The sequence below is a fragment of the Sphingomonas caeni genome (assembly GCF_026013415.1).
GTDB classification, from domain to species: domain Bacteria; phylum Pseudomonadota; class Alphaproteobacteria; order Sphingomonadales; family Sphingomonadaceae; genus Sphingomonas; species Sphingomonas caeni.
On sequence record NZ_JAPDOK010000012.1, the window covers coordinates 47,062 to 72,379 of the forward strand.

Genomic DNA, 25,318 nt, shown 5'->3' on the forward strand with positions numbered 1-25,318 from the left:
GCTCCAAGTGCCGCGACGATAGCGCCAAGCCGGCCGGGCTAACAATGGAGATTCGATGCACTCAGACGAAGCTGTACGGATCGACATCGACCGCGACGCGGACCTTGGCGGGCCATTCGAGGCTGCCCAGCCATTCGCGGATCACGTCCTGCACGTCGAAGGCGCGCTTGGCGTGGACCAGCAGGCGGAAACGGTGGCGGCCGCGCAGCATCGCCAGCGGGGCAGGGGCGGGGCCATAGACGAGCATCTCGGGCAGTCTGGGGGCGGAGCGGCCGATCAGGCGGGCGATCTCGTCGGCAGCACCCTTGTCTTCGGATGAGACGATGATCGCGGCATAGCGGCCGAAGGGCGGGGCGTCGGCCTCGCGGCGGGCCCTGGTCTCGGCGGCGTAGAAGCTCTCCGCGTCGCCGCTCACCAGCGCCTGCATCACCGGGGCGTCTGGCGAGTGGGTCTGGATATAGACGGTGCCGGGCTTCTCGCCCCGGCCCGCGCGGCCGGAGACCTGCATGATCTGCTGGAAGGTGCGTTCGGACGCGCGCAGATCCCCGCCGTCGAGGCCCAGATCGGCATCGACCACGCCCACCAAGGTCAGATTGGGGAAATGATAGCCCTTGGTCACGAGCTGGGTGCCGATGACGATGTCGATCTCGCCATGCTCCATCCGGTGGACGAACTCGGCGGCCTTGGCGGGCGACCAGAGCGTGTCCGAGGTGACGATCGCGGTGCGGGCATCGGGGAAGAGTTGCGCCACCTCGTCGGCGATCCGCTCGACCCCGGGGCCGCACGCGACCAGCGAATCTTCGGCCTCGCATTCGGGGCAGATTTCGGGGGTGGGGACGGTGTGGCCGCAATGGTGGCAGGTGAGGCGGCGAATCAGCCGGTGCTCGACCATCCAGGCGGTGCAATTGGGGCATTGGAAGCGGTGGCCGCATGCGCGGCACAAGGTGAGCGGGGCATAGCCGCGGCGGTTGAGGAAGAGCAACGACTGCTCGCCGCGTTCGAGCGCGGCGTCGATCGCGAGGACGAGCCGGGGCGAGAGCCAGCGGCCCCGCTCGGGGGGCTCCTGGATCAGGTCGATCGCCTCGATCTCGGGAAGCTCGGCCTTGCCGTAGCGGCCCGGCAGCCTGAGCTCCTCGTAGCGGCCGAGCTCGACCTGGTGCCGCGTCTCGATCGCGGGGGTCGCGGTGGCGAGAACGACCGGGCATTGCTCGAACCGGGCGCGCATCACCGCGACGTCGCGCGCGTGATAATGGACGTCGGCTTCCTGCTTGAAGCTGGTCTCGTGCGCCTCGTCGACCACGATCAGCCCGAGATCGGGATAGGTCAGGAACAGTGCCGAACGCGCGCCGACGGTCACCATCGCCTGGCCCGAGGCGATGGCGCGGCGGGCGCGGCGGCGCTGCGATTGACGCAGCCCCGAATGCCAGGCGACCGGCTGGCAGCCGAAGCGCTCGGTGAAGCGGGTGAGAAAGGGCTCGGTGAGCGCGATCTCGGGAAGCAGGACGAGGCTCTGCTTCCCCGCCGCCAGCGCCGCGGCGATCGCCTCGAAATAGACCTCGGTTTTTCCCGATCCCGTCACCCCGTCAAGCAGGAATGGCTGGAAGGCGGCCGCGCCGATCGCCTGGCGCAGGATGCTCGCGGCATCGGCCTGTTCGGGGCTCAGGTCGGGCGGGGCGTGGTTGGGATCGGGGACCGGGAAGGGCGTGTCGGTATCGATCACCACGGGCTCGATCGCGCCGGCCTTCACCAGACCCCGGATTACCGCGTCGGAGACGTCGGCGATCGTCGCCAGTTCGCGCACCAGCCCCTGCCGCTCGCCGATCCGCTCGAGCGCCTGCGCGCGCTGCGGGGTGAGGCGGGGGGGCACCTCGCCGGTTGCGCGATATTCGACGATGGTCGGCGCATTCTCGAACGCCGCCGAAGAGGAGACCGCCATCCGCAGCACCGAGGCGTGGGGCGCGAGATAATAGTCCGCGGTCCATTCGACGAGGCGGCGGATCGATGCGGGGATCGGCGGCGCATCGGCGACCGCGATCAGGTTGCGCAACCGGTTGTCGCCCACCTCCTCGCCCCCGGGCAGCCGTTCGGGCTCCCACACCACCCCGGCATATTGGCGTGGCCCGATCGGCACCACCACGATCGATCCGGGCTCGACATGCATGCCGTGCGGCACGCGGTAGTCGAGCACGCTCAGCACGGGATGGAGGACCAGGATACGGGCGCGGTTGCCGGGCATGAGGCCTCATATGGGCATTTGAGCGGCATTATGTAGCAAATGCACCAAGGCGATGACACGAGCATCCCTTGGCGTGGCGCTTGCCATCATATGCAGTGCGGTTCCCGGATCGGCGCTGGCGCTAACTAGCTCTGTTCCAATGGGGCGTGATTGCGCCTTCGATATAATTCGGACCGGTGAATGCCCGCTGGAACTGGGTGTAGTAATCGTTTCCGAAGGCATCCGTGTATTGGATTTGCCCTTCTACGAAAATGGATCGCGTTCCAGCGGCGACATCTACGCGGGCCGTCCGGAACCCATGCCCAAAGTATCCATCCTGCCTTCGATGATCATTGGTGGGAACATCGCCGAGGTCCACCTTGGTGACGGGCAATTCGGCTTGCGGACGATCATTCCACTGTTCGCCGATATGGACGGCGGCCCACATAATGACGGATTTAGCGGGGCTCTGTCCGAAATTGCGCAGATTGATAATGCCTTCGATCCTGTCGTCTTGGCCGCCGCTTACCGTACTGCCAATCACAATTTGAATGTCTTCTACATACACGTAGGGTCTGAGTTGCATTTGCATCGCCTCGCGCGCGATAGCGTTGGCCTCGCCAGTGGAGATTGCCGCGCGGGCGGCATTGGAAGCGCTTCGCTCCGAGGCTTTGATAAGCGCCCTGCTGTCCTCAGCGGAGGACGCCGCATCCGCTCTGGAGGCCTCAAACTCGTCTCTGGAGAGTTTGTTGGCCGCGTCCGCCTTCTCCAAGGCAAGCCGCCCCTGCTTGATGGTCTCAAGCAGGGCCAAAAGGCCAGCGAGGCTGAGCAACAACTGACCGCCAGAGAGAACAACCATCCAAAACGCCCAAGCGGCGGTGTTCTCTTGGGCGGCGAGATCGCGCTTTTCGCGCTCGGTGCCATCGGCGGGTTCTGGATTGGATATGAAGCGCTGCGCAGGGCCCGGAACGCCAGCATGATCAGTATCGGACTGCTGTTGACGCCCTTCATCGCGGGCGCGCTGCTGGTTAGCAGCTACTGCTTTCTCATGCTCCTTTTGAACGTAGTTTAGCGACGTAATGCCAGCGCCCAGCCCGAAGGCTAGGCATCCGATAGCCGCAATGATGAGGCCCCGATTGCTTCCAGACACTGGATCAGAAACACCGCTGTGAATTTACCCCGGCTGATCTTGTTCCTGATATTCGGCTCCGAGTCCATGACGCCAATGTCGGCCAGCCTCCCGACCAGCTGCGCATAGGTGATCCCCTTCCGCGCCAGCTCGCCTTTCAGCAGCAGCTTGACCTTGGTTTCCCACTCTTTCTCTGCCACCGGCATTTCGTCGCTCCATTGATGCGTTTTGTCATCATATGCGATACAAAGGCCATTGACAACAGTGCATCATGTCATCATACGTAGTGCATAAGCACTGGAAGCGATGACATGCAACACTTTCTCCTCTCCGCCGCCGCCCGCACGCTGAGCCTCAAGCAGGTTTTCCGCATGACGGAGACCGAGGCTTACGAGACGTTCTGCCAGCTTCGCTGGATCGATACGGACGGCGAGGCCGTGTGCCCGAAGTGCGGTTGCACCGAGACGTACAACATCACGTCGCGCCGCCGCTTCAAGTGCGTTGCCTGCCACCACCAGTTCAGCGTCACGAGCGGGACGATCTTCGCCAGCCGCAAGCTGTCGTTCGTGGATCTACTCGCTGCCATCGTCATCTTCGTGAACGGTGCCAAGGGCGTTTCCGCGCTCCAGGTTAGCCGTGACCTGTGCGTCCAGTACAAGACCGCGTTCGTTCTCTCGCACAAGCTGCGCGAGGCGATGGCGCTTGAAGCCGCCAACCGCTCGCTGAACGGCATTGTGGAAATCGATGGTGCCTATTTCGGCGGCTACGTGAAGCCCGAGAATGAGAAGGCGGACCGCAAGGACCGTCGCCTTGTCGCGAACCAGACCGGCAAGCGCCAGTGCGTCGTTGTGATGCGCGAGCGCGGCGGCAAGTCGCTTACCTTCATTGTCCGCAACGAAGGCGACGCGGTGCCTTACGTCCGCGATCATGTCGGCACGCTGGCGACCATTCACGCCGACGAAGGCACGGGCTGGGATGCGCTGCACGCGGGCTGGGATACCAAGCGCGTCAATCACTCGGTCCAGTTCATGGACAAGGGCGTTTGCACCAATCAGGCCGAAAGCTACTTCTCGCGCCTGCGCCGCATGGAAGTCGGCACGCACCACCATATCGCGGGCCCCTACCTCAACGCCTATGCTGGCGAGGCTTCGTGGCGCGAGGATAACCGTCGCATCGCCAACGGCTCGCAGGCTGTACTCGTGATCGAAAGCGCTATGGCTTCGCCGGTGTCGCGGACGTGGGCGGGATATTGGCAGCGAGGAGCCTAATTCTTCTTCTCGTCCTTCTCTATGAAGTACGCCTTGGCCACTAGCGCGATTGCGCCCCCGACGACGCTACTGAAAATCATGCTGTGGATGTGCTGCAATTCATCCGATGTGAGCCATCTGTACCCAGTCGGCACCACTAGATGCCAGACGTAGACGATCCCTAGCGCTAGGAATCCTAGGAACGCGACTACCAACGCCACAGGGATCAGGACGCCGATGGTCTTGTGAACTAGTAGGGTGTTGTTGCGCTTCGCCTTGCTGATAGCGGCGTAGTCCGACCAGCCCTTTTCCTCCTGCGTAGCAAGCGTATCCGAATCCGCTCCCGAGGTATCCGGCTCTGGAATGAGGGGCGTAGTCCTACCGTCAGACACCTCTCAGCAGGTCCTCGTAGTGGCGCCGGATATCTTCGTCATCCAAATCTATGCCGTACTCATCCGGGCGATAGGCGCGCTCCCACGGCGTACCCTTCTTGTGAGTTAGATATGACAACTGTAGCCCGGACAAAGGCCCGTACTTGGCATATACCGCATCGATCAGGGCGGCATCATCGTCGGCAAGAGTTTCGGCGCGCAAACTTCGAAATGCCGGGCTGATCGGCTTATCAACGGGACCCGAGCCATAGCTCTTGAGCTTTCGGTAGAGACTCGGAACCACGGGGCCGTAACGCCATGCCTCGACGCTTTCGGACAACAGCGGGCGGCGGTTGATCGCAAGCGAAAACCCGTGTGCAATATACGACAGCTTGATAAGCTGCATGGGCGTCATCTGACGCCCTTCTTTTGCCGCCAACTCTAGAAAGCGGTTGGCGACGGTAGTTGCGTCATATGGCGCAGACACAGTTCGCCTCCATGGCAGGATGGAGCGAACATATAGGGAATCGGCGTACCTCTGTCCACAAACACCGCGATTATTTCGCGGTATGTGGTGCTAGGCGTCGTTCCGCGCGAGCCCCCAAAGCAACCGCTTCCCTTCCGCTATGCCCGACACCAGCCCCCGCGACCGCAGCTTGTCGAGCGACTTGTAGACGCGCAGCCGCTGGCGGTGGAAATCCTCCGCACCCCGCGCCACCATCACGAACCGGGTAAGGTCCCCGCTGCCTAGGGGCCTGTCTGCGATCCGCAGCGCGTCCAGTAGAAGCCGCGCCATTTCTCCGGGCTTGGCGCTGTCCGCTGGTTTGTTGCCCGCTAGCGCCGGGAGGGAAGCGGGCTCCATGCCGGGGCCGTACATGCACAGCACATGGTCGATTGCAGCTAGGTCACGCTGTAGCGTGGCGATGTCTCGGGCCAGCTCGCGGCGCTTCCGGATCAGAGAATTTATCGTGCTCGCCATACGGTGATGATACGCACCGCAGGCGATGACATACAGCTAGACGTTGGTGCATTTGCTACATAATGCCGCATTTGAGCGCGAACGGGAATCCCCGTATCGCTCGCGGCCTAATCCCCACGGAGATTCGCCGATGTTCCTCGCCGCCCTGCTGCTCGCCCAGACGGCTCCCCAGCAGCAATGCGCCGCGATGGACGTCAATCTGCCGGCTGAACTGTCGATGTGGACGGCGCCGCCGACCGCGGGTCCCACGAGCGTTCCGCACCCCTTCCTTCTGCCGGCGAGGCCGAAGGCCGAGGTTGCGGGTGTCCCGGCTGGTGCCAAGGAAGGTGGCGTGGCGACGCTGGCCTTTCGGATCGATTCGTCGGGGCTTTACGCCATCGCGATCGATCAGGGCGCGTGGATCGATGTCGTGCCGGACGGCGGCGCGCCATCGGCCTCGGTCAAGCACGGACATGGGCCCGAATGCTCGACGATCCGCAAGATCGTCCACTTTGAGCTGAAGCCCGGGCGATATACGATTTATGTCAGCGGGTTGACCGTACCAACCGTCAAGCTGCTGCTGGACGAGATCGAGCCCCGCCCCCAGTCGCCGGGTAAATAGGGGACTGTCCCCTATTTATGCTCCCCGGCCGAACCGGTTCCGACGCTTCTCGGCTTGCAATGTAGGATTTCGGCTGCTTCCGTTCGACCTGGCTCTTTGAACCCGTCGAACCTTGTGCGCATGGCGCTCCGCAAATCCATCAAGGCGCACGATTCCCCTCGGGCAAAGGTCACCAATGGAGTGAAAGTGCGCGACCTTAGTCGCCATGCCCGAGGGTGGCGACGTTGAAGTTGAGCGTCAGCGTCAGCGCATGGTCCATCTGGTCGCGCCTGCCGTTGCGGCCGAAGCGGTACTGGTTGAGATAGCCGACTTCGCCCCGGACCTTTCCGCCGAGCGGGATCGAGACGCCGATGGCGTTGCGCATCCGCTCATATCCGCCGCGCTGGCCCCAGGCGGTGGTGTTGATGTTGACGAAATGCTCCTGCGTCGCGAACAGCTTGAGTCCGCCTGATCCGAGCGGCATTTCGTAGCCGAGCCGCGGGCGCAGCCGGAAGCCGACCGCGCCGCCCGCGCTGTAGAAGCGCTGCTCGAAGCGGAAGCGCGCGTTGAACCCGGAGCCGAGGGGCACGAGCACCATCTGGCGGATGCGCTCCTCGTTGGGCAGCGTCACGCCCTTGCTCCAGTCGGCGACATGGCGATAGCCGAACGAGATCTCGATCCCGCTCTTGAGCTTGTGGCTGACCAGTATGCCCGCCTCGGCATGCGAAACCCCGTCGGCGGCGTCGCTGAAGCGCAATATGCCCTCGAGCGTCACCTTGTCGCGATCGCCCAGCTCCACCGAGCCGTTGGTCTGGAGCCAGAGCTGCTCGTCCTGCTGCTGCGCCAGCGCGGGGAGCGGCGCGAGGAGGAGAATCATGACGGTTATGTGACGATGCATGACGGCGCCCTATCGCCATTTGGCGCGGCGCGCTATCGGGGCGCAAAGCTTTTGAGGACGACCCGATGAAATTTTTCGCCGACACCGCCGACACCGCCGACATCCGCGATCTTGCCGACGCAGGGCTGCTCGACGGGGTCACCACCAATCCCTCGCTGATCCACAAGGCGGGGCGCGATTTCCTCGAGGTGGTCGCGGAGATCTGCCGGATCGTCGACGGCCCGGTCTCGGCCGAAGTCGTCGCGCTCGATTTCGAGGGGATGATGCGCGAGGCCGAGATCGTGCGGAAGATCGCCGACAATGTCGCGGTCAAGGTGCCGCTGACGATCGACGGATTGAAGGCGTGCAAGGCGCTGACCGACGACGGGACGATGGTCAACGTCACGCTCTGCTTCTCGGCGAACCAGGCTTTGCTCGCGGCCAAGGCGGGCGCGACCTTCATCTCGCCCTTCGTGGGGCGGCACGACGATATCGGCTATCCGGGAATGGACCTGATCGCCGATATCCGGACGATCTACGACAACTACGCCTTCGAGACCGAGATCCTCGTCGCGAGCGTGCGCAACCCGATCCATGTGCTTGAGGCCGCCAAGATCGGCGCCGACGTGATGACCGCCCCGCCCTCGGTGATCCGGATGCTGGTCAAGCACCCGCTGACCGACAACGGCATCAAGGCGTTCATGGCCGACTGGGAGAAGACGGGGCAGAAGATCGGGTAATTCCCTCTCCCTGAAGGGGAGAGGGAGGGAGCCGACGAAGTCGGCGGAAGGGTGAGGGTCTGAGACTCCAGGGCCCTCACCCTTCCCACTCGCTACGCGAGCGGCCCCCTTCCTTCTCCCCCGAGGGGAGAAGGAGTAAGTAGCGCGCGTGACCGAACCCCTGCCCCTTCTCTACGCCCACCACCTCGCGCGCGACCGGCGGCGGTCGGCGCATACGGTTCGGGCCTATGAGGCGACGGCGGTGCGGCTGGTTGCCTTCCTGCAGGCGCATCTGGGCGAGGCGGTGACCCCCGAGACGCTGGGCCGGGTGAGTGCCGCTGACCTGCGCGCCTATCTCGCCCATCGCCGCGGCGATGGACTCGTCAACGCTTCCGCCGCGCGTGAGCTTTCGGCGGTGCGCGGGTTCCTCAAATGGGCCGGCGCTGAAGCGCCGCGACTCAAGGGCCCGCGCGTCAAGAAGGGCGTGCCGCGCCCCATCGCGCCGCACGAGGCGGTGGCGCTGGCCGAGCTGGTGTCCGAGGAGGCGAGCGAGCCCTGGATTGCCGCGCGCGACTGGGCGGTGCTCTTGCTGCTCTATGGCGCCGGGCTGCGGATCGGCGAGGCCGTGGGCCTGACCGGCGCGGTGCTGCCGCTCGGCGCGACGATGAGCGTCACCGGCAAGCGCGACAAGACGCGGATCGTACCGCTGCTGCCGCAGGTCCGCGCGGCGATCGAGGCCTATGCGGCGATCACCCCCTGGGGCACGGCGCGCGACGCGCCGCTGTTCCGCGGCGCGAAGGGCGGGCCGCTCCCCGCCGGCGCGATCCGCAAGTCGGTGCGGTCGGCGCGAGCGGCTTTGGGGCTGTCCGAGCGGACCACCCCGCATGCGCTGCGCCACAGCTTCGCGACGCATCTGCTCGGCCGCGGCGCCGATCTGCGCGCGCTGCAGGAGCTGCTCGGCCATGCCAGCCTGAGCTCGACCCAGATCTACACTGCGGTCGATGCCGCGCACTTGCTCGACGTCTATCGTAACGCGCACCCGCGCGCCTAGTCGCGCGGACGCGGCTTCCAGCGGATCACGCGCCACAGATAGGCAGCCACCACCGCGGCGACGATCACGGTCACCACCGGGCCGACCCAGCGGTCGACATCCTCGATCCCCGCGCCCAGCCCATAGCCGATGCCGACGAGGAAGATATTCCAGACGATGCTGCCGCCCGCAGTGTAGAGGACGAAGCGCCAGAAGGGCATGTGCATCAGGCCCGCGGGGATCGAGATCAGCGTCCGTCCCACCGGCATGAAGCGGAAGATCAGCACGGTCGGCCCGCCCCAGCGGTCGAAATAGGATTTGAGCCGCTCGATATCCTCCCACTCCATCGTCAGCCAGCGGCCCCAGCGGTCGACCAGCGGCTTGAGGCGCTTATAGCCGAGCCGCCGCCCGATCTCCCACCAGAAGAGGTTGCCGACGATCGTCCCCGCAGTACCCGCGGCGATCAGCAGGAAGGGGTCCATCTGGCCCTTGGCGACCGCGATGCCGCCCATGCTCATGATCGCCTCGGACGGGACCGGCGGGATCACATTTTCGAGGAGCATCAACAGGAAGACGCCCCAATAACCCCAGTTTGCAGCATCCATCATAGTGTTTGGTTCAGCCGCGCTCTGCCACGCGGCGCTCGATCGCCGTCCAGATCATCGCGCCGGTATCGGTGCCGTTGAACTTGTCGATCGCGACGATGCCGGTGGGGGAGGTCACGTTGATCTCGGTCAGCCATTCGCCGCCGATAACGTCGATGCCGACGAAAAGGAGCCCGCGCTTCCTGAGCTCGGGGCCGAGCGCGTCGCAGATTTCCTGTTCGCGCGGCGTGAGTTCGGTCCTGGCCGCGGTACCGCCGACCGCGAGGTTCGATCGGATCTCGCCCGCGCCGGGGACGCGGTTGACCGCCCCCGCGACTTCGCCGTCGACCAGGACGATGCGCTTGTCGCCTTCGGCCACGCTGGGAAGGAAGGCCTGCACCATGTGCGGCTCGCGATAGGCGGTGTTGAACACTTCGATCAGCGAGGCGAGGTTGGCGCCGTCGCGCCCGACCTTGAAGATCGCCTTGCCGCCATTGCCGTGGAGTGGCTTGACGACGATCTCGCCATGTTCGGCGAGGAAGGCGCGCGCTTCGTCGAGGCTGCGGGTGATCAAGGTCGGCGGCATGAAGCGCGCATAATCGAGAACGAACACCTTTTCGGGGGCGTTCCGAACATTGGCGGGGTCGTTGACCACCAGGGTTCTGTGCGCGACCCGCTCGAGCAGATGGGTGGCGGTGATATAGCCCAGGTCGAAGGGCGGATCCTGGCGCATCAGCACGACATCCGCCTCGTCGCCGAGGTCGAGCTTCACCGGGTCGCCGAAGCTGAAATGATTGCCTTGCACGCGCTGGACGGTGACCGGGTGCGCCCGCGTCCACACCCGGCCGTCGCGATAGTTCAGGTCCTCGGGCGCGTAATGGAACAGCCGGTGCCCGCGCGCCTGTGCCGACAGCATCAGCGCGAAGGTCGAATCCCCCGCGATGTTGATCGCGTCGAGCGGGTCCATCTGTACGGCGACGGTCAGCGGCATATCGGTCTCCTAGGTGACTTATTCGGATAAGTCACCCCATCCAGGCGTTCTCGATATGGCGAGGCAGGGTGCGGGGGGCAATGAGGATCACATCGACGCGGATATCGTCGCCAGGCCCGGCATAGCGCGGCATCAGCACTTCGGCCGCGGCGGCGACGCGGGCGAGGCGGCGCTCGTCGATCGCGAAATCGAGCTCGGCGGCGGTCTTGCGGGTTTTTACCTCGACGAAGGCGACGAGGTTGCCCTTGCGGGCGACGAGGTCGACCTCGCCCGCGGGGGTGCGGACGCGGCGGTCGAGGATTTTCCAGCCCTTGAGCCACAGCCAGATCGCCGCCCGGCGTTCCCCGTCGCGGCCGCTGGTTTCGGCGGCGCGGCGGTCTCGCATCATCTGGATTTTTCCTCGGCCGGGGAAGGGGTCTTCATTTCCATCGCCCGGGCGTAGAGCGCCTTGCGGTCGAGGCCGAGTTTCCTTGCGACCTCGCCCGCGGCCTTCGAGGCGGGGAGGCGGGTAAGCGCTTCCGCGAGCGCCGAATCGGCATCCTCCTCGCTCGCGGGGGCAGCCTCGCCGGGCGGGGCTACGACCACCACGATCTCGCCCTTCGGCCCGCCATCGGCGTAGCGCGCCGCAAGCTGGGTCAACGTGCCCGTCACGCATTCCTCGAACTTCTTGCTGATCTCGCGCGCCACTGCCGCCTCGCGGTCGCCAAGTCCTTCGGCGAGGGCGGACAGGCAAGCGGAGAGGCGCGGCCCCGATTCGTAGAGGACCAGGGTCGCGCGGACGCCCGCAATCTCCTCGATCGATTGCGCCCGTGCCTGCAGCTTGGGCGGAAGGAAGCCCAGGAACAGGAACCGGTCGGTCGGCAATCCCGCAAGTGTCAGCGCCGCCACCGCCGCGCAGGGCCCGGGGATGGTCGTCACCGCATGCCCCGCGGTGCGCGCATCGCGGACCAGCTTGAAGCCGGGGTCGGAGATCAGCGGCGTCCCCGCGTCGCTCACCAGCGCGACCGATTCGCGCGCCATCCGTGCGATCAGGCCGGGGCGGACCGCATCGGCATTGTGATCGTGATAGGGCGTCATCCGCCCTTTGGCCCCCAAGTGACGAAACAGCCCGGCTGTCACACGGCTGTCCTCGACAGCAACCACATCGGCGTTCAGGAGTATTTCAGATGCGCGCGGGGAAAGGTCGCCAAGATTGCCGATCGGCGTGGCGACGATATAGAGGCCGGGCGCGAGAATTGAGTCCATCGGGGAGAGTCATGGCAGACGCCGCAGTGAAACCGCAACCGCGACTCGTGTCCGCACTCAAATGGGCGGCGCTGGGCGCGGCGATGTTCCTCGCTTCGTGCGCCAGCGGGCCGCGCGTGATTCCCGAGGCGCAGAAGCCGCCGGTGGTCGAAGTGCCGCGCGAACGGCCGGTGGAACGCCCGATCACCAACGCGCTGCCGCAGGATGTCGAGCGGCACCGGGTCGCGCTGCTGGTGCCGCTCTCCGGGCCCAATGCGGGCATCGGCAAGTCGCTCTCCAACGCTACCCAGCTGGCGATCCTCGACACCAATACCGACGCGATCCGCATCACCACCTATGACACGGCGGGTCCGGGCGGCGCGGTGGGCGCCGCGAAGCAGGCCATCGCCGACGGCAACCGGCTGATCCTCGGGCCGCTGCTCGCTGAGGAGGCGCGCGTGGTCGGGCCGATCGCGCGCGCGGCGAACGTGCCGGTGCTCAGCTTCTCGAACGATGCGAGCGCGGCGGGCGACGGCGTCTATCTGCTCGGCTTCTCGCCCGCCCAGTCGATCGAGCGCGTGGTCGATTATGCGCGCCAGAACGGCGTCACCCAATTCGCCGGGCTGATTCCCTCCGGCCTCTATGGCGAGCGGGCATCGGTCGCCTTCACCAATGCCGTGCGCGATGCGGGCGGTTCGGTCGTGGCGCTGGAGACGTATGACAATCGCCCGGGATCGTTGACGACCGCGATCACCAAGGTCCAGCGCTCGCCCTTCCAGGCGGTCCTGATCGCGGGCAGCGGCGGCAGCGCGGTGGCGGCCGTGCCGGCGATCCGCCGCGGCACGAACGGCAAGACCGCCCGGATCCTGGGGCCGGAGCTGTGGAACACCGATTCGGGGATCGGCGCGAATGCGGCGCTCAACGGCGCCTGGTTCGCGAGCGTGCCGAACAATTATTACCGGACCTATGCGGTCAAGTACCGGACGCGCTTCGGCGTCGCGCCCTACCGCCTGTCGACGCTGGGCTATGACGCGGTGCTGCTGACAGTGCGCATTTCGCGCGACTGGAAGCCGGGGACCGACTTCCCCGAGCGCCGCCTGACCGATCGCGACGGCTTTGCGGGCCTCGACGGTGCATTCCGCTTCGGCCGCGACGGCGTGGCCGAGCGCGCGCTGGAGGTGCAGGAAGTGGGCGGGGGAACGACCCGGACGGTCTCGCCCGCGCCGCCGAACTTCAAGGGCCAGCCCTAAGCGAGGACGATCTCGCGCAGGATCGCTTCGAGCACGGGCATGCCGGCGGCGGTGACGCGCAGGCGCGTGCCCTGGCGGGCGATCAGGCCCTGGGCCTCGATTCGGGCGAGGGCCTCGAGGTCGAGCGGCGGTTCGCCCGCGATCCGCGCGAGATCGACGCCCTCGTCGAGCCTGAGCCCCATCAGCAGCGCCTCGACTCCGCGTTCGGCCCGGGAAAGCGCGTCCTCGCGTTCGATGCCGTGCGCATTGCGCTCGACCGCGGCGATCCAGTTCTCGGGCTTCTTGCGGCGGAAGGTGGCGGCGCCGCCCCTCCGCCCATGCGCGCCGGGGCCGATGCCGGCATAGTCGCCGTATCGCCAATAGGTGAGGTTGTGGCGGCTCTCGGCGCCCGGGCGGGCATGGTTCGAGATTTCATAGGCCGGGAGGCCGGCGGCGGCGGTGATCGCGCGGGTCGCCTCGAACAGGTCGGCGGCGGCGTCTGGATCGAAGGCGGCGAGTTCGCCCTTCTCGAACAGCGTGGCGAAGCGCGTGCCGGGCTCGATGGTGAGCTGGTAGAGCGAGAGATGCTCGGTGCCGAAGCCCAGCGCGCGGCGGAGCTCAGCCTCCCAGTCGGCAAGCGTCTGGCCGGGGCGGGCATAGATCAGGTCGAAGCTCGCCCGCGCGAACACCGATTGCGCGGTATCGAGCGCGGCCAGCCCCTCGGCTACGTTGTGCGCACGGCCCAGAAAGGCCAGCGCGGTGTCGTCGAGCGCCTGGAGGCCCAGCGATACCCGATTCACCCCCGCCGCCGCCAGATCGGCGAAGCGCGCGGCTTCGACCGAGGAGGGGTTGGCCTCGAGCGTGATCTCGATGCCGGGTTCGAAGCCCCATAGCCGCTCCGCCTCGCCGATGACCGCCGCGACCGTCTCGGGCGGCATCAGCGAGGGAGTGCCGCCGCCGAAGAAGATCGAGGAGAGGGTACGCCCCGGGAGCTGCTCGGCCTCATGGCGCAGGTCCGCCAGCATCGCCGCGCGCCACGCGGCCTGGTCCACCTGTTCGCGGACATGGCTGTTGAAGTCGCAATAGGGGCATTTCGACACGCAGAACGGCCAGTGGACGTAGAGCGCCAGGGGTTCGGATCCGCTCAAGGCGTTCGTCCATGAAGGAGTGGAGCGGGTAGCGGGAACCGCGAACGCTTTATTAAAGCGCGGTTTTCCGCCATTCCTGTCAATCTTACTATTCAAGTGGCCCCCAATGTGGCCCCCAGGGCAAGTTTCCTGCCCGACATAATTTGTAGAGGTTCTGCTTCGAAATTTCGAGTGCACGCCGTGCTTTCCCTCGGGCGGGCACCTAACAGCAATTGTCCGCCAGCCGAAAGGCCCTAAATCTCGGCTTGATACTTTCGCACAGTTTCCGCGACCATCGCCGCCAGCCGTTCAGCGCCTTCAGCGGGTGAGCGCTTCCCCATTGCGCGAATCAATTCGGCCTGCCGCTGGGAGGACATCTGCCCGTAACTGGTGAAGGTGGTCAAAACCCCCTGGTGCCCGAGGTTCAGTGACCACGCCCTGAAGTCTTCGGGCGTGGTGCAGATGCGCTGGCCACGCTGAACCAGCGTGTCGGGGAAGCTGCGCGGGTTGAAATAGGGGAGCCCAGCCGCCGTGAAAGCATCCTTGAAGATCGCGCGGATCGGACCTGCATCGCGCCAGCCCTCCCGGCTCAGCCCGGTGGCGGCAAAGCCGCCAGACTCGCCCAATCCCACCTGCGTTTTTGGAAACAGGGGGTCTTCTTCACCCCACAGCAGCACCGTTCGCAAATGCTGGCACCAGTCCGTCACCATTTGCAGCGCTTCGCCGCCCACCGGGAAAACCAGGTCGTGAAGCTCTTGGACGCCTTGGTCCGCACGTCCCGCGCGTCCTGAAAAACCTCGCCTTCCCCAAGATTGACATGGCGCAGCTTGAAAGAGGCCAAGGCGCCGTCCCTCGCGCCCGTCAGGATCGCGAAAGCGATCAGCGCCCGAATGCGCCGCTCGATATCGGTCACGGAAGGCATGGTGGCCAGCACATGGTGTACTTGCTCCAGCGTAGGCACCGGCTTTGGGCGGCTGGCGCGGGCGATCCGCACATCCTTTTCCGACAGGTTGAAATAGTCGGCATCCGAATACTGGATTCGCGATTTGTAGCCCGGCTGGCCCGCCAGCCACACGAAGAATGCGCGCAAGTTCGAAAGGGTCGAATGCACCGTCGCGCGCGCCAGCGGCTTGCCCGTGCGCGCGTTGGTTTCGGCGTCGAGCTTGCGCTTGAACGCCTTGGCCTGTTCCCGGTGGAAATGCTTGAAGTCCTTTCCCCCGGTCGCTGCCTCAAACCGTGCCAACGCCTTCGCGACCGCGTCGATCGAGGCTTCGTCCCGCCGGTTCGCCTCCTTCAAATAGTCGAAATATTCCCGCTTGATTCGGGTGTTCGCTGCGTTGTGCCTTGCCATGGTTCAAGCTGCCTCTGGATTGTCAGTGTTTAGGGAGGGGCGCGCTCGCCCAGTTAGGCGTGGCGGTGTCTGTCTGCGCTGGACCTCCATTCCCGGCATGATCGCGTCGATTGAGCCCAGCCGCGCCCGGCGGTGCATCATCGTGCCAAACGTCTCGCAAAGAGCCTTCAGGTTGCCCGTGGTACCGTTCGGCGTGGCATACTCCACCATCCCAAGCGCCGGTGACCTGGCTGCGCGGCATTTGAGACAATAGAGCTGGCCCGGTTGCAGCGGGCGCTTTGCCTTCCCGCGCCGCTTGGCCCACCAGTCCTGAAACTCGCTGCCGTGAATCAGGACCGGGCGTGTTCGGTCCACCGTGGGGAGGCCCGCCTTGATCCAGCCGCGCACGGTATGTTTGTGCACGCCCAGCAACCTCGCCAACTCCGGAACACTGTAGGCGTGGTGCAGCTTGGCGAGTCGGGGGTTGATTCGGCGGGGAGGCACGGTGATTACGCCCGCTCCGCGACCAGCCGCTTGATCGATTCGGCGCGGATCAACGTGCGCCGCCCCAGCTTGAAAGCGTCCAGCCGATTGTCCGCGATCATCGCGTAAATCGACGTCCGCCCCAGGCTTAGGATGCGGGCGGTTTCGTTGATCGAGTAGGCGAGGCGATCCATTTGCGTTGCTCCGTTTGTCCGTCCGGATGCTGGCGGACGCTGGAGTGCTTTTGAATCGAGCGGATTGGGCCGTCTATTTCAGCTGTAATTGGGCCGAATTTATTGGCCCATTTGTTTAGGGCCTCGCTTTCGACCCGGGGTGTGCTCCCGAATCCAGTCTCGTGGCACGGGACTCGCGCGCTATGCCGCCGAGATCGAGCGCAACGTGGCGCTTCGCCGCGCCGCGGTTGCGGCGGACGACGCCGCGCGGATCGCCGGGCTGCGCTTCGATGCGGGGCGCGACAGCTTCTTCCTGCGCCTCGACGCCGAGCGCCAGCGCGCGACGGCACGCGCCGCGCTCGCCCAGTCGAACGCCGCGCTTGCCGAGGCGCAGATCGCCTTGTTCAAGGCACTGGGCGGCGGCTGGGAGAATGCTCCCGAGCCGAGCCGAATCTAGTCTGGATCAAAAGCCAACATAACCGCGCGAAGCTGCCAATTATTGCAATAATAATACAGTTTTATGGGGCTTCTTTACCGGGCCTCCCTCTGTTACGTTTTCCCCTCGTTCCGAGTGCTATATCCTTGTGGGGGGGATTCTATCTATGCCGCGCCTTGCTCGCCGCGCGTCCGTTTGTGCGGCCGTCGCCCTCGTCTACCCTATTCTGATGGCGGCGCCCGCCGCGGCGCAGGTGCTCCCCACCCGCGAGCAGGTCGACGTGCCGCGCGCCTCGGATCAGCGCCCGGCGACCGGCGTGACGGTGCGCGACGATACGCCCCGCGCGACCGAATGCCCGTTCGCCGATTCGCCGCTGACGGTCGAGATCAACCGGCTGCGCTTCGTCCAGCCCGACGGCAGCGCGCTTCCGCCCGAAGTGCAGGCGGCGCTGGCGGGCATCGCGCCCCAGGCAGGGCCGCAAAGGCTTGCGCAGCTCTGCGACATTCGTGACGCCACCGCCGGCGCCCTCAGCCGCTCGGGCTATGTCGCGGGAGTCACCATCCCGCCGCAGGAAATCAACAATGGCGAGGCGCGCTTCACCGTCATCCTGGCGCGGCTGACCGACGTCACGATCGTCGGCAATGCCGGACCGCACCAGCGGAGCCTCGAATCGCGCATCACCCAGCTCAAGGGCATGTCCGCGGTCAACACGCGCGAGATCGAGCGCATCCTGGTCGGCGCGAACAATGTTCCGGGCTTGAGCGTCACGCTGTCGCTGCGCTCGGCGGGCAGGGGCCCGGGCGAAGTCGTCGGCGAGCTGCGCGTCAGCTACACGCCGTTCGTCCTCACCGCGAACATCCAGAATAGCGGCTCGCGCGCGCTCGGCCGCGAGAGCGCATCGCTCCGCGCCGAATATTACGGGCTGACGGGCCATGGCGACCGCACCTTTATCGGCGGCTCCTCGACGCTCGATTTCCGCGAGCAATATGTCGTCCAGGCCGGGCACTATATGTCGACCGACAGCGGCACGACCTTCGGCGTGCGCGCCAGCTATGCCTGGTCGCGCCCCGATGTCGGCGGGCTCGATCTGCGCTCGCGCTCGCTGATCGGCGGGTTCGACGTCACCACCCCGCTCCACCGCAGCGTCCGCGCCAGCGCGGACATCGGCGCCGGCTTCGAGATCATCGAGCAGAATATCCAGCTCAACATCCCCGGCTTCGGCGGCATCCCGGTCACGCAGGACAAGCTCCGCGTGGGCTATGTCCGCGCCTCGTTCAGCGAGCGCGAGCCGCAGTTCGGCGGGCCCGACAAATGGGGGGTCGCCGGCTCGATCGAGCTGCGCCAGGGCTTCGACCTGTTCGACGCGACCAAGACCGGGGTGATCACCCCCCAGGGCTATGCCCCCAGCCGCTTCGACGGCAGCGCGACCGCGACGGTGGTGCGCGGCGGGATCGACGGCTTTGTCAGCATCGGCCCGCGCTTCACCTTCAACATCACCGCCCAGGGCCAATGGGCGACCGGCGCGCTGCTCAGCTTCGAGGAATATTCGGTCGGCAGCCTCACCATCGGGCGCGGCTATGATCCCGGCGTGACCGCGGGCGACAAGGCAGTCGCGGTCCGGCTCGAGCCGCGCTTCAACCTGCCGCTCCAGGGCCGTCCGCAGGCGCAGCTGTTCGGCTTCTTCGATGTGTCGCACATCTGGAACGACGATCTGTTCACCACCGAGAATGACCGCAGCCTGCGCTCGTTCGGCGGCGGTGCGCGCTTCTATCTGCCGGGCGTCGCGATGCTCGATGCGAGCTACGCCCATCCGATGGACCCGGAGCTCCGCTTCCCCGGCGCGCCGCGCGCATCGGATCGCGTCCTGCTTTCGCTCACCGTTCAATTCGGCCCGCGCCGCTGACATCCGCCGAGAGGAAATCGACATGACCAACCCGGCCAAGCTCCGCACCGCCCTCTGCTCCACCACCGCGATTGCGGCCGCGCTCCTGTTCGCGGCGGCGCCGGCGGCGGCGCAGAACCTGCCCGATACGGGCAATGTCACCACCACGACCGGCGGTCTTAGCGGCGGCGCGCCGGGATCGACGACGCCGACCTTCAGCACCAGCGGCGCGCCGGGCGGGCAGACGCTGCGGGTGGACCTGCGGGACAACCGGACGATCCTGAATTGGGGCGGCAGCGGGTTCGATATCGGCGCCGGCAACACCGTCGATTTCAAGGATTCGCGCGCCACCAGCGGCGTCACGGGGCGGACCGACAATATCGCGGTGCTGAACCGCGATCTGAGCGGCGGCGCGTCGAACATCGCGGGCAACCTGCGCTCCGATTCCAACGTCTCGGTCTATCTGATCAATACCAATGGGATCATGTTCGGCAACGGCGCGGCGGTGAATACCGGCTCGTTCCTTGCGAGCGGCCTCGACATGACCGACGCCGATTTCCTCGACGGGAACGGTCAATCCTCCTTCAGTGGGCTGTCGGCATCGAATGCGACCATCACCGTTCGAAGCGGGGCCACGCTTCAGGCGTCGGGCTCGGGCACCGGCACCGGGGAGCGGACGGGCGACGTGGTCCTCCTCGCGCCCAAGATCACCGCGCAAGCCACCAGCAGTCTCCTTGCTCCGAACGGCGATGTCGGCATCGTCGGCGCGACGGATGTGAGGCTTCAGAACGCTCCCGGCAGCCCGCTCTCCTTCACCGTCAATCGCGGAACCGGCGTCACCCAGGCGATCACGCTTTCGGGTTCGATTTCCGGCCGCAACGTACTGGCTGCCCTGTTCACGCGCGGCAATGTGGCGACGCCGGAAATGTTCATCGACGGCACGATCACCGCGACCGGCGCGACCGCGACCGATCGCGGCATCGTCCTGACCGCGGGAAGCGCGGCGCCCGGCGTGACCCTCGGGAGCCCGGCCTCGACCGCGCCCGGCGCGGATATCCAGGCGTTCGGAACCATCTCTGCCGTGCCGACGAACCAGGCGAATGCGAGCTTCGTCAGCGCGAAGGACATCTCTTTCTCTGCCGCCGAGTGGGTGAGCGTCGCCGGCATTTCAGCGGCGGGAACGCTCCAGTTCAACGGCGCTCGCACGACCGTCTATGGAAGTTTTGGCGTCAAGGCGGCCGACATCAACTTCGCGACCTCGCAAACCTATATCGATACGAAAACCGAGACGACGGTTGGCGATATCAGCTTCGCCAACGGCAGCACCGTCACGATCAGAAAGCCCGTAACCTCGGCGCGCGACATTCGCGGCGAGTCGCTGGTGCGGCTGGATGCCGGCAGTGCGAACGGCGATCTGCTCGACATGAGGGCCGGTCGGGACATCATCTTTTCCGCCGACCGGCTGGCCCTCAGCTTTAACGTCATCGCCGACGGGAAGATTTCGCTCAGCAACGATTTCGCGGGTGCGAGCAGTTCCGATGCGCTGTTCTATCTTACGCTGAACAGCGCCGGCGACATCACAATCCGTTCGCGCACCGTTGCCGACGGCTACTATGCCACCAGCGCCAACGGCGTTTTGTCGGTCACCGGCACCAACGTCGTCGCAGTCGGCCTCAGCGGCGGCGGCGGCGTTTCGCTGACGGCGACCGACCCGAATGGCGAGGTTCGCGTCAACTCGATCACGGCTTCGGGCGCGAATGCCGATGTGACGATCAGCGCGGGGGGAGCGATCACCAACCGGAACAGCCCCGGCCTGAACGATATGAAGATTGTCGCGGGACGCGACGTCCTGCTGACGGTCAGGAGCGCCGCGTCGGCGATCCTCGACACCGTTCAAGCCGGGCGAAATGTATCGATTCATGCCGGATCGATCCGCGCAAGCGGCATCACCGCGACCACCGGACATGTCGAGGCGATTGCTGACGCGCCGGTCGGGAGCCCGAACGGCGGCTCGCTGTGGGTCAGGGACGGCAATGTGCGGGCCGGAACCTATGTGAGTGCCTCGGGAACATCCGTCGCGATCAGCGGCGTTGTGTCGGCTGCAGCCGGCGACATCACGCTCACGGCGACCAACGGGAGCTTGACGCTTCAGAATGCGAGCGCAAGCGGTGCGGTGACGCTGACCTCAGGTGGTACAGTCGATGGGCGCACGGAAATCTCCGGCGGCGCCACCGCCGCGGGCGGAGACCTGATCATTACTGGCAAGAGCGTGTCGCTGGGCAATTTTCTGGATGACAATTACCGGGCAAGCGGCGCGGTGACGATCACCGCCACGACGGGTTCCGTCAGCACCCAGAGGGTAACCATTCAAAGCAATTCGGATGGTGTTGGCGAAGAGCCGCTGACCATTTCGGCAGGCACCGGGCTAACGTTGGCCACGCTCCTGGGCGGATCGAACCGGCAATCGGATGTTCGCCTTCGCTCGAGTGAAAGCAGTGCTGTATCGATAGGGTCGGTCACCGCACGCAGCCTGCTCGGTGCGACGGGCAACAACCCGTTCGAAAACGGCATTATCCGGAATTTCACGATCAGGGTCGACAATGCGAACCTGGTCAATTCGCTGATCCTGCGCGGCAGCAACGTTACGGTTGGCAGCTCGGGCGAGTCCAGCTTCGGCAATATCGTTGTGAGCAATGGCAACATCGAACTGAGTTCGAACAGCCAGGTCGTGCTGTTCGGTTCGATCAATGCGTCGGGCGATATCACGGTCAAGACGAGCAGCGGCAATATCCGGCTCGACAAGGCGATACCGCCGCTCACCATGACGACCAGCATTACCGGCCGGAACGTCGTCCTCTCCACGCCAGACCGGTTCATCAACTTTGCGGGCGCCAACGCCGTCACCGCCAATGGCGGGCATTGGGTGATCTATTCCGGCAATCCCGCGAACAACACGTTCGGCGGGCTCAACAGTGGCAACACCGCCATATGGGGCTCGACGCTCGCCACGCGCGCACCTGACAGCGTCTCGGGCAACCGCTATGTCTTCTCGGTGACGCCGACGCTGACAGTCAGCGCAGTCAACTTCACCAAGACCTATGGCGACGACCTGACCTTCCCGGCCGGGCAGACCCAGCTCTACACCATCACCGGCTTCAATCCGGGCGTGGCCAACGCCTTCCTGGGCGATAGCGCCGGCAGCGCGCTGTCGGGCGGGCTCGTGATCAGTTCGGGCGGCCTCGCGATGCGCGCGAGCGTTGCCGGGGGTCCCTATCCAATCACCATCTCACAAGGCACGCTGACCAGCCCGACCGGCTATGCCATCGCGATCAGCAACACCCCCGCCAGCATCACGGTGAACCCCAAGGCGCTGGCGATCACCTACCTCGCCAACAACAAGTTCTACGACGGCACCACCGCGGGCACCGGCACAGTGCAGATCGACGGCATCGTTGCCGGCGATACGGTGAACGCGACCGGCACGACCTGGACCTTCGACGGCAAGAATGCTGCCAACGGCCGGACCGTGACCGTCGCGGGCACGGCGATCGGCGGCGCCGACATCGGCAATTATACCTTCACCTTGCCCTCGGGCACCGTCCTCGCGGACATCCGCAAGGTGCGGCTCAACGTCAACATCAACGCCAACGACAAGACCTATGACGGCACCGTCGCCGCGACCGGGACGGTCTCGCTGCTCGGCGTGGTCGGGACCGAGGATGTCCGGCTGACCGGCGGGCGGCTCGAATTCGTCAACAAGAATGCGGCGGGCGACCGCGCGGTGAATCTGGTCGGCAACTATGCGCTGACCGGTGCCGACGTCGCCAATTACGAGCTCGACACGCTGACCTCGGGCCATGCCGCGATCTTCCAGAAGGCGATCGGCGGCACGGTGACCGCGAACAGCCGGACCTATGACGGCAGCACCGCCGGCACCGGCACGGTGACGCTGAACGGCGTGATCGTCGGCGATGCCGTTACGGCGAGCGCGATCTTCACCTTCGACAACCGCAACGCGGGCACCGGCAAGACCGTCACCGTCTCGGGCGCGTCGCTCGGCGGGGCGGATGCGGGCAATTACACGCTGTCGGGGCTTCCCGCGACCGTGCTGGCCGATATCTTCAAGAAGGCGCTGACCGCCACGGTGACCGCGACCAGCCGCACCTATGACGGCACCACTGCCGCGACCGGCACGGTGACGCTGAACGGAGTCGTGGCCAACGATGCGGTCGGGGCCACGGGCACGGTCTTCACCTTCGACAACCGCAATGCGGGTACCGGCAAGACGGTCACCGTCTCCGGCACGACGACGCTGACGGGCGCGGACGCGGGCAACTACACACTGTCGGGGCTTCCGGCCACGGTCCTCGCCGACATCTTCAAGAAGGCGCTGACGGGCACCGTCACCGCCAACGGCAAGACCTATGACGGCAACACGAACGGCACCGGCACGGTCGCGCTGAACGGGGTGGTCGGCGGCGATGCTGTCACGGCGAGCGCGATCTTCACCTTCGACAACCGCAATGCGGGTACTGGTAAAACCGTCACCGTCTCGGGCGCATCGCTCGGCGGCGCGGATGCGGGCAACTACACGCTGTCGGGGCTTCCTGCGACCGTGCTGGCCGACATCTTCAAGAAGGCGCTGACCGGCACCGTCACCGCGAACAGCCGCACCTATGACGGCACCGCCGGCGCGACTGGCACGGTGACGTTGAACGGCGCCGTCAGCGGCGATGCGGTCGGCACCAGCGGATCGGTGTTCAGCTTCGCCGACAAGAATGCGGGGACCGGCAGGACCGTAACGGTCACCGGCACCGTGCTGACCGGCGCGGACGCGGGCAATTACACGCTCAGCGTCGGCACGGGCCTCGCCGATATCTTCCGCAAGGCGCTGACGGGGACGGTGACCGCCAACAGCCGCACCTATGACGGCACCGCCACCACCACCGGCACGGTGACGCTCGTCGGCGTGGTGGGCGGCGATACCGTGGGAACGGCCGGGTCGGTCTTCAGCTTTGCCGACAAGAATGCGGGGACGGGCAGGACCGTGACGGTCACCGGCACCACGCTCACCGGCGCGGACGCGGGCAATTACACGCTCAGCGTCGGCACCGGCCTTGCCGACATCCTCCGCAAAGCGCTGACCGGCACCGTCACCGTCAACAGCAAGACCTATGACGGCACCACCACGGGCACCGGCACGGTGACGCTGGGCGGTCTCGTCAGCGGCGACAGCGTCGGCACCACCGGCACCGTCTTCACCTTCGCCGACAAGAATGCCGGCACCGGCAAGACGGTGACCATCTCCGGCACGACCAGCCTCACCGGCGCGGACGCGGGCAACTACACCCTCACCCCGCTCGCCGACACGGCGCTGGGCGATATCCTCAAAAAGGCGCTGACGCTGGGCGTTACCGTCAACAGCCGCACCTATAACGGCACCACCGGTGCGACCGGCACGGTCACGCTGAACGGCGTGGTGGGCAATGAGGATGTGGGCGTCACCGGCACCACCTTGTCCTTCGCCGACAAGAATGCCGGCACCAACAAGCAGGTGAACGTCACCGGCGCCACGCTGACCGGAACCGACTCGGGCAACTATACGCTCACTTTGCCGACCAACGCGGTGGGCACGATCCTCAAGCTCGGCATCACCGGCACCGTCACGGTCAACAACAAGACCTATGACGGGAACAGCGCGGGCACCGGCACGGTGACGCTCATCGGCGTGCTCCAGGGCGACAGCGTCGGCACGACCGGCACCGTCTTCACCTTCGCCGACAAGAATGCGGGGGCGGGCAAGACGGTGACGATCACCGGCACCACGCTCAACGGGGCCGACGGCGGCAACTACACGCTGACGCTCCCCGCGAGCGCCCTTGCGGACATCTTGCGCAAGTCGATCACGGGCACGGTGACGATCACCTCGCGCCAATATGACGGCTCCACCGCCGCAACCGGCACGGTCGCGCTGAACGGCGTGGTCGCGGGCGATACGGTCACCACCTCGGGTACCGTCCTCACCTTTGCCGACAAGAATGCCGGCACCGGCAAGACGGTGACGGTGAGCGGCACCACGCTGGGCGGCGCCGATGCGGGCAATTACACGCTCACCATGCCTGCGAGCGCGTTCGGCGATATCCTGCGCCGCGCGGTCTCGGTCTCGGCGGACAACAAGGACAAGTATCGCGACGACGCCGATCCGCTGCTGACCTTCACGATCAGCTCGGGCTCGCTGGTGGCGGGGGACAGCTTCACCGGCGGGCTGGTCCGCGCGCCGGGCGAGGCGCCGGGCAGCTATGCGATCACGATCGGGTCGCTGTCGCTCGGCAACAACTATACCATCACCTTCTCGCCGGGCGTGCTGACGATCCAGCTCAATCCGGCCGAGAACCAGCAGCAGGTGCTCAAGTCGATCCCGCTGCCCTCGCAGGCCAGCGTGCCGGCGACGCCGGGGACCGAGGTGGTGATCGACAAGGATGCGTTGTGCGGCGAGGATGCGGGCTGCGTGGTGCAATAGGCGACACGGGGGCTCCGTCGCGGAGCCCCCGGCCGCGGATCAGCAGTCCCCGGGATTGGCCTCGGTCACGAAGACATAGAGCGTGCCCTGCGCGCCGCCGCTGAAGCCGGTGACGGTCAGACGAGGATTTCGAACCGGGCGCCGCCCTCGGGCCCGTCGCGAACCTCGATCGTGCCGCCATGCGCGAAGACG

The 25,318-nt window shown here is 66.0% G+C and carries 24 protein-coding genes; 9 read left to right on the top strand and 15 right to left on the bottom strand.

The genetic code is table 11. The features are described from left to right. Positions 1 to 61: 61 nt before the first annotated feature. The gene (locus tag OF829_RS19720; protein WP_264941917.1) at positions 62 to 2,236 is read right to left on the bottom strand and encodes a primosomal protein N'; all 2,175 of its coding nucleotides are present in this window, start codon (positions 2,234 to 2,236) and stop codon (positions 62 to 64) included. 73 nt (positions 2,237 to 2,309) lie between these two features. Here OF829_RS19720 and OF829_RS19725 point away from each other — a divergent pair, with 73 nt between their 5' ends. Beyond that, a complete protein-coding gene (locus OF829_RS19725; protein ID WP_264941918.1) occupies positions 2,310 to 3,287 on the top strand; it encodes a hypothetical protein in 978 nt (325 codons plus the stop codon). Between the two features lie 29 nt (positions 3,288 to 3,316). Here OF829_RS19725 and OF829_RS19730 read toward each other — a convergent pair whose 3' ends face one another. Next, complete coding sequence (locus tag OF829_RS19730) at positions 3,317 to 3,550, bottom strand: DUF6471 domain-containing protein (RefSeq protein WP_264941919.1); 234 nt, start codon at positions 3,548 to 3,550, stop codon at positions 3,317 to 3,319. 105 nt (positions 3,551 to 3,655) lie between these two features. Here OF829_RS19730 and OF829_RS19735 point away from each other — a divergent pair, with 105 nt between their 5' ends. Further along, positions 3,656 to 4,612, top strand: a complete 957-nt coding sequence (locus OF829_RS19735; RefSeq protein WP_264941920.1) for an IS1595 family transposase — start codon at positions 3,656 to 3,658, stop codon at positions 4,610 to 4,612. On the opposite strand, the gene OF829_RS19740 is transcribed toward OF829_RS19735, so the two are convergent. From OF829_RS19740 to OF829_RS19750, 3 genes are all read right to left on the bottom strand, one after another. After that, entirely contained in the window at positions 4,609 to 4,983 is a 375-nt protein-coding gene (locus OF829_RS19740; RefSeq protein WP_264941921.1) for a hypothetical protein, read from the bottom strand. The two genes, OF829_RS19735 and OF829_RS19740, sit on opposite strands and share 4 nt — an antisense overlap. Then, positions 4,976 to 5,368, bottom strand: coding sequence for a Panacea domain-containing protein (locus OF829_RS19745; RefSeq protein WP_264941922.1), 393 nt, complete (start codon positions 5,366 to 5,368; stop codon positions 4,976 to 4,978). Before OF829_RS19745 ends, OF829_RS19740 begins: the two co-directional genes overlap by 8 nt. 171 nt (positions 5,369 to 5,539) lie before the next feature. Continuing rightward, positions 5,540 to 5,758, bottom strand: a complete 219-nt coding sequence (locus OF829_RS19750) for a hypothetical protein (protein WP_264941923.1) — start codon at positions 5,756 to 5,758, stop codon at positions 5,540 to 5,542. 313 nt (positions 5,759 to 6,071) lie between these two features. Between OF829_RS19750 and OF829_RS19755 the strand changes: the two genes are divergently transcribed. Next, positions 6,072 to 6,542, top strand: a complete 471-nt coding sequence (locus tag OF829_RS19755; RefSeq protein ID WP_264941924.1) for a hypothetical protein — start codon at positions 6,072 to 6,074, stop codon at positions 6,540 to 6,542. 196 nt (positions 6,543 to 6,738) lie between these two features. Here OF829_RS19755 and OF829_RS19760 read toward each other — a convergent pair whose 3' ends face one another. Continuing rightward, positions 6,739 to 7,419, bottom strand: coding sequence for a DUF2490 domain-containing protein (locus OF829_RS19760; RefSeq protein WP_264941925.1), 681 nt, complete (start codon positions 7,417 to 7,419; stop codon positions 6,739 to 6,741). Between the two features lie 65 nt (positions 7,420 to 7,484). On the opposite strand from OF829_RS19760, the gene fsa reads away from it, so the two are divergent. Then, a complete protein-coding gene (gene fsa, locus OF829_RS19765; protein WP_264941926.1) occupies positions 7,485 to 8,138 on the top strand; it encodes a fructose-6-phosphate aldolase in 654 nt (217 codons plus the stop codon). A 148-nt stretch (positions 8,139 to 8,286) separates the two neighbouring features. Further along, positions 8,287 to 9,168 carry a tyrosine recombinase XerC gene (locus OF829_RS19770; protein ID WP_264941927.1) on the top strand — a complete coding sequence of 294 codons (882 nt, stop codon included), beginning with the start codon at positions 8,287 to 8,289 and terminating at the stop codon, positions 9,166 to 9,168. Here the strand turns inward: OF829_RS19770 and OF829_RS19775 are convergent. Genes OF829_RS19775 through rsmI form a run of 4 tightly spaced genes read right to left on the bottom strand, consistent with a single transcriptional unit; the run spans position 9,165 to position 11,967 of the window. Next, entirely contained in the window at positions 9,165 to 9,710 is a 546-nt protein-coding gene (locus OF829_RS19775; RefSeq protein ID WP_264941940.1) for a DedA family protein, read from the bottom strand. The two genes, OF829_RS19770 and OF829_RS19775, sit on opposite strands and share 4 nt — an antisense overlap. A 55-nt stretch (positions 9,711 to 9,765) precedes the next feature. Next, on the bottom strand, positions 9,766 to 10,722 hold the full coding sequence (gene gshB / locus OF829_RS19780) for a glutathione synthase (RefSeq protein ID WP_264941928.1): 957 nt from the start codon (positions 10,720 to 10,722) through the stop codon (positions 9,766 to 9,768). A 31-nt stretch (positions 10,723 to 10,753) separates the two neighbouring features. After that, complete coding sequence (locus OF829_RS19785) at positions 10,754 to 11,107, bottom strand: YraN family protein (RefSeq protein ID WP_264941941.1); 354 nt, start codon at positions 11,105 to 11,107, stop codon at positions 10,754 to 10,756. Beyond that, a complete protein-coding gene (gene rsmI, locus OF829_RS19790) occupies positions 11,107 to 11,967 on the bottom strand; it encodes a 16S rRNA (cytidine(1402)-2'-O)-methyltransferase (RefSeq protein ID WP_264941929.1) in 861 nt (286 codons plus the stop codon). Before rsmI ends, OF829_RS19785 begins: the two co-directional genes overlap by 1 nt. Positions 11,968 to 11,978: 11 nt before the next feature. On the opposite strand from rsmI, the gene OF829_RS19795 reads away from it, so the two are divergent. Beyond that, positions 11,979 to 13,196 (top strand): penicillin-binding protein activator, encoded by a 1,218-nt coding sequence (locus OF829_RS19795; protein ID WP_264941930.1) that lies wholly within the window; start codon positions 11,979 to 11,981, stop codon positions 13,194 to 13,196. Here OF829_RS19795 and hemW read toward each other — a convergent pair. The 5 genes from hemW to OF829_RS19815 all read right to left on the bottom strand — a co-directional run bounded on the left by hemW (position 13,193) and on the right by OF829_RS19815 (position 16,309). After that, the gene (gene hemW / locus OF829_RS19800) at positions 13,193 to 14,323 is read right to left on the bottom strand and encodes a radical SAM family heme chaperone HemW (protein ID WP_264941931.1); all 1,131 of its coding nucleotides are present in this window, start codon (positions 14,321 to 14,323) and stop codon (positions 13,193 to 13,195) included. The two genes, OF829_RS19795 and hemW, sit on opposite strands and share 4 nt — an antisense overlap. A gap of 233 nt (positions 14,324 to 14,556) precedes the next feature. Next, positions 14,557 to 15,033 (bottom strand): hypothetical protein, encoded by a 477-nt coding sequence (locus tag OF829_RS19805; protein WP_264941932.1) that lies wholly within the window; start codon positions 15,031 to 15,033, stop codon positions 14,557 to 14,559. Continuing rightward, positions 15,006 to 15,653: a site-specific integrase gene (locus OF829_RS19810; RefSeq protein WP_264941933.1), complete on the bottom strand. Its 648-nt coding sequence runs from the start codon at positions 15,651 to 15,653 to the stop codon at positions 15,006 to 15,008. Before OF829_RS19810 ends, OF829_RS19805 begins: the two co-directional genes overlap by 28 nt. Before the next feature lie 3 nt (positions 15,654 to 15,656). After that, positions 15,657 to 16,136, bottom strand: coding sequence for a helix-turn-helix domain-containing protein (locus OF829_RS20625; protein ID WP_406701453.1), 480 nt, complete (start codon positions 16,134 to 16,136; stop codon positions 15,657 to 15,659). Between the two features lie 5 nt (positions 16,137 to 16,141). Next, positions 16,142 to 16,309, bottom strand: a complete 168-nt coding sequence (locus OF829_RS19815) for a helix-turn-helix domain-containing protein (RefSeq protein ID WP_264941934.1) — start codon at positions 16,307 to 16,309, stop codon at positions 16,142 to 16,144. Positions 16,310 to 16,448: 139 nt separating this feature from the next. Here OF829_RS19815 and OF829_RS19820 point away from each other — a divergent pair, with 139 nt between their 5' ends. From OF829_RS19820 to OF829_RS19830, 3 genes are all read left to right on the top strand, one after another. Continuing rightward, entirely contained in the window at positions 16,449 to 16,745 is a 297-nt protein-coding gene (locus OF829_RS19820; RefSeq protein ID WP_264941935.1) for a hypothetical protein, read from the top strand. 208 nt (positions 16,746 to 16,953) lie between these two features. Further along, positions 16,954 to 18,627: a ShlB/FhaC/HecB family hemolysin secretion/activation protein gene (locus OF829_RS19825; protein WP_264941936.1), complete on the top strand. Its 1,674-nt coding sequence runs from the start codon at positions 16,954 to 16,956 to the stop codon at positions 18,625 to 18,627. Between the two features lie 22 nt (positions 18,628 to 18,649). Next, positions 18,650 to 25,126, top strand: coding sequence for a YDG domain-containing protein (locus OF829_RS19830; RefSeq protein WP_264941937.1), 6,477 nt, complete (start codon positions 18,650 to 18,652; stop codon positions 25,124 to 25,126). The last annotated feature ends 192 nt before the right edge of the window (positions 25,127 to 25,318 follow it).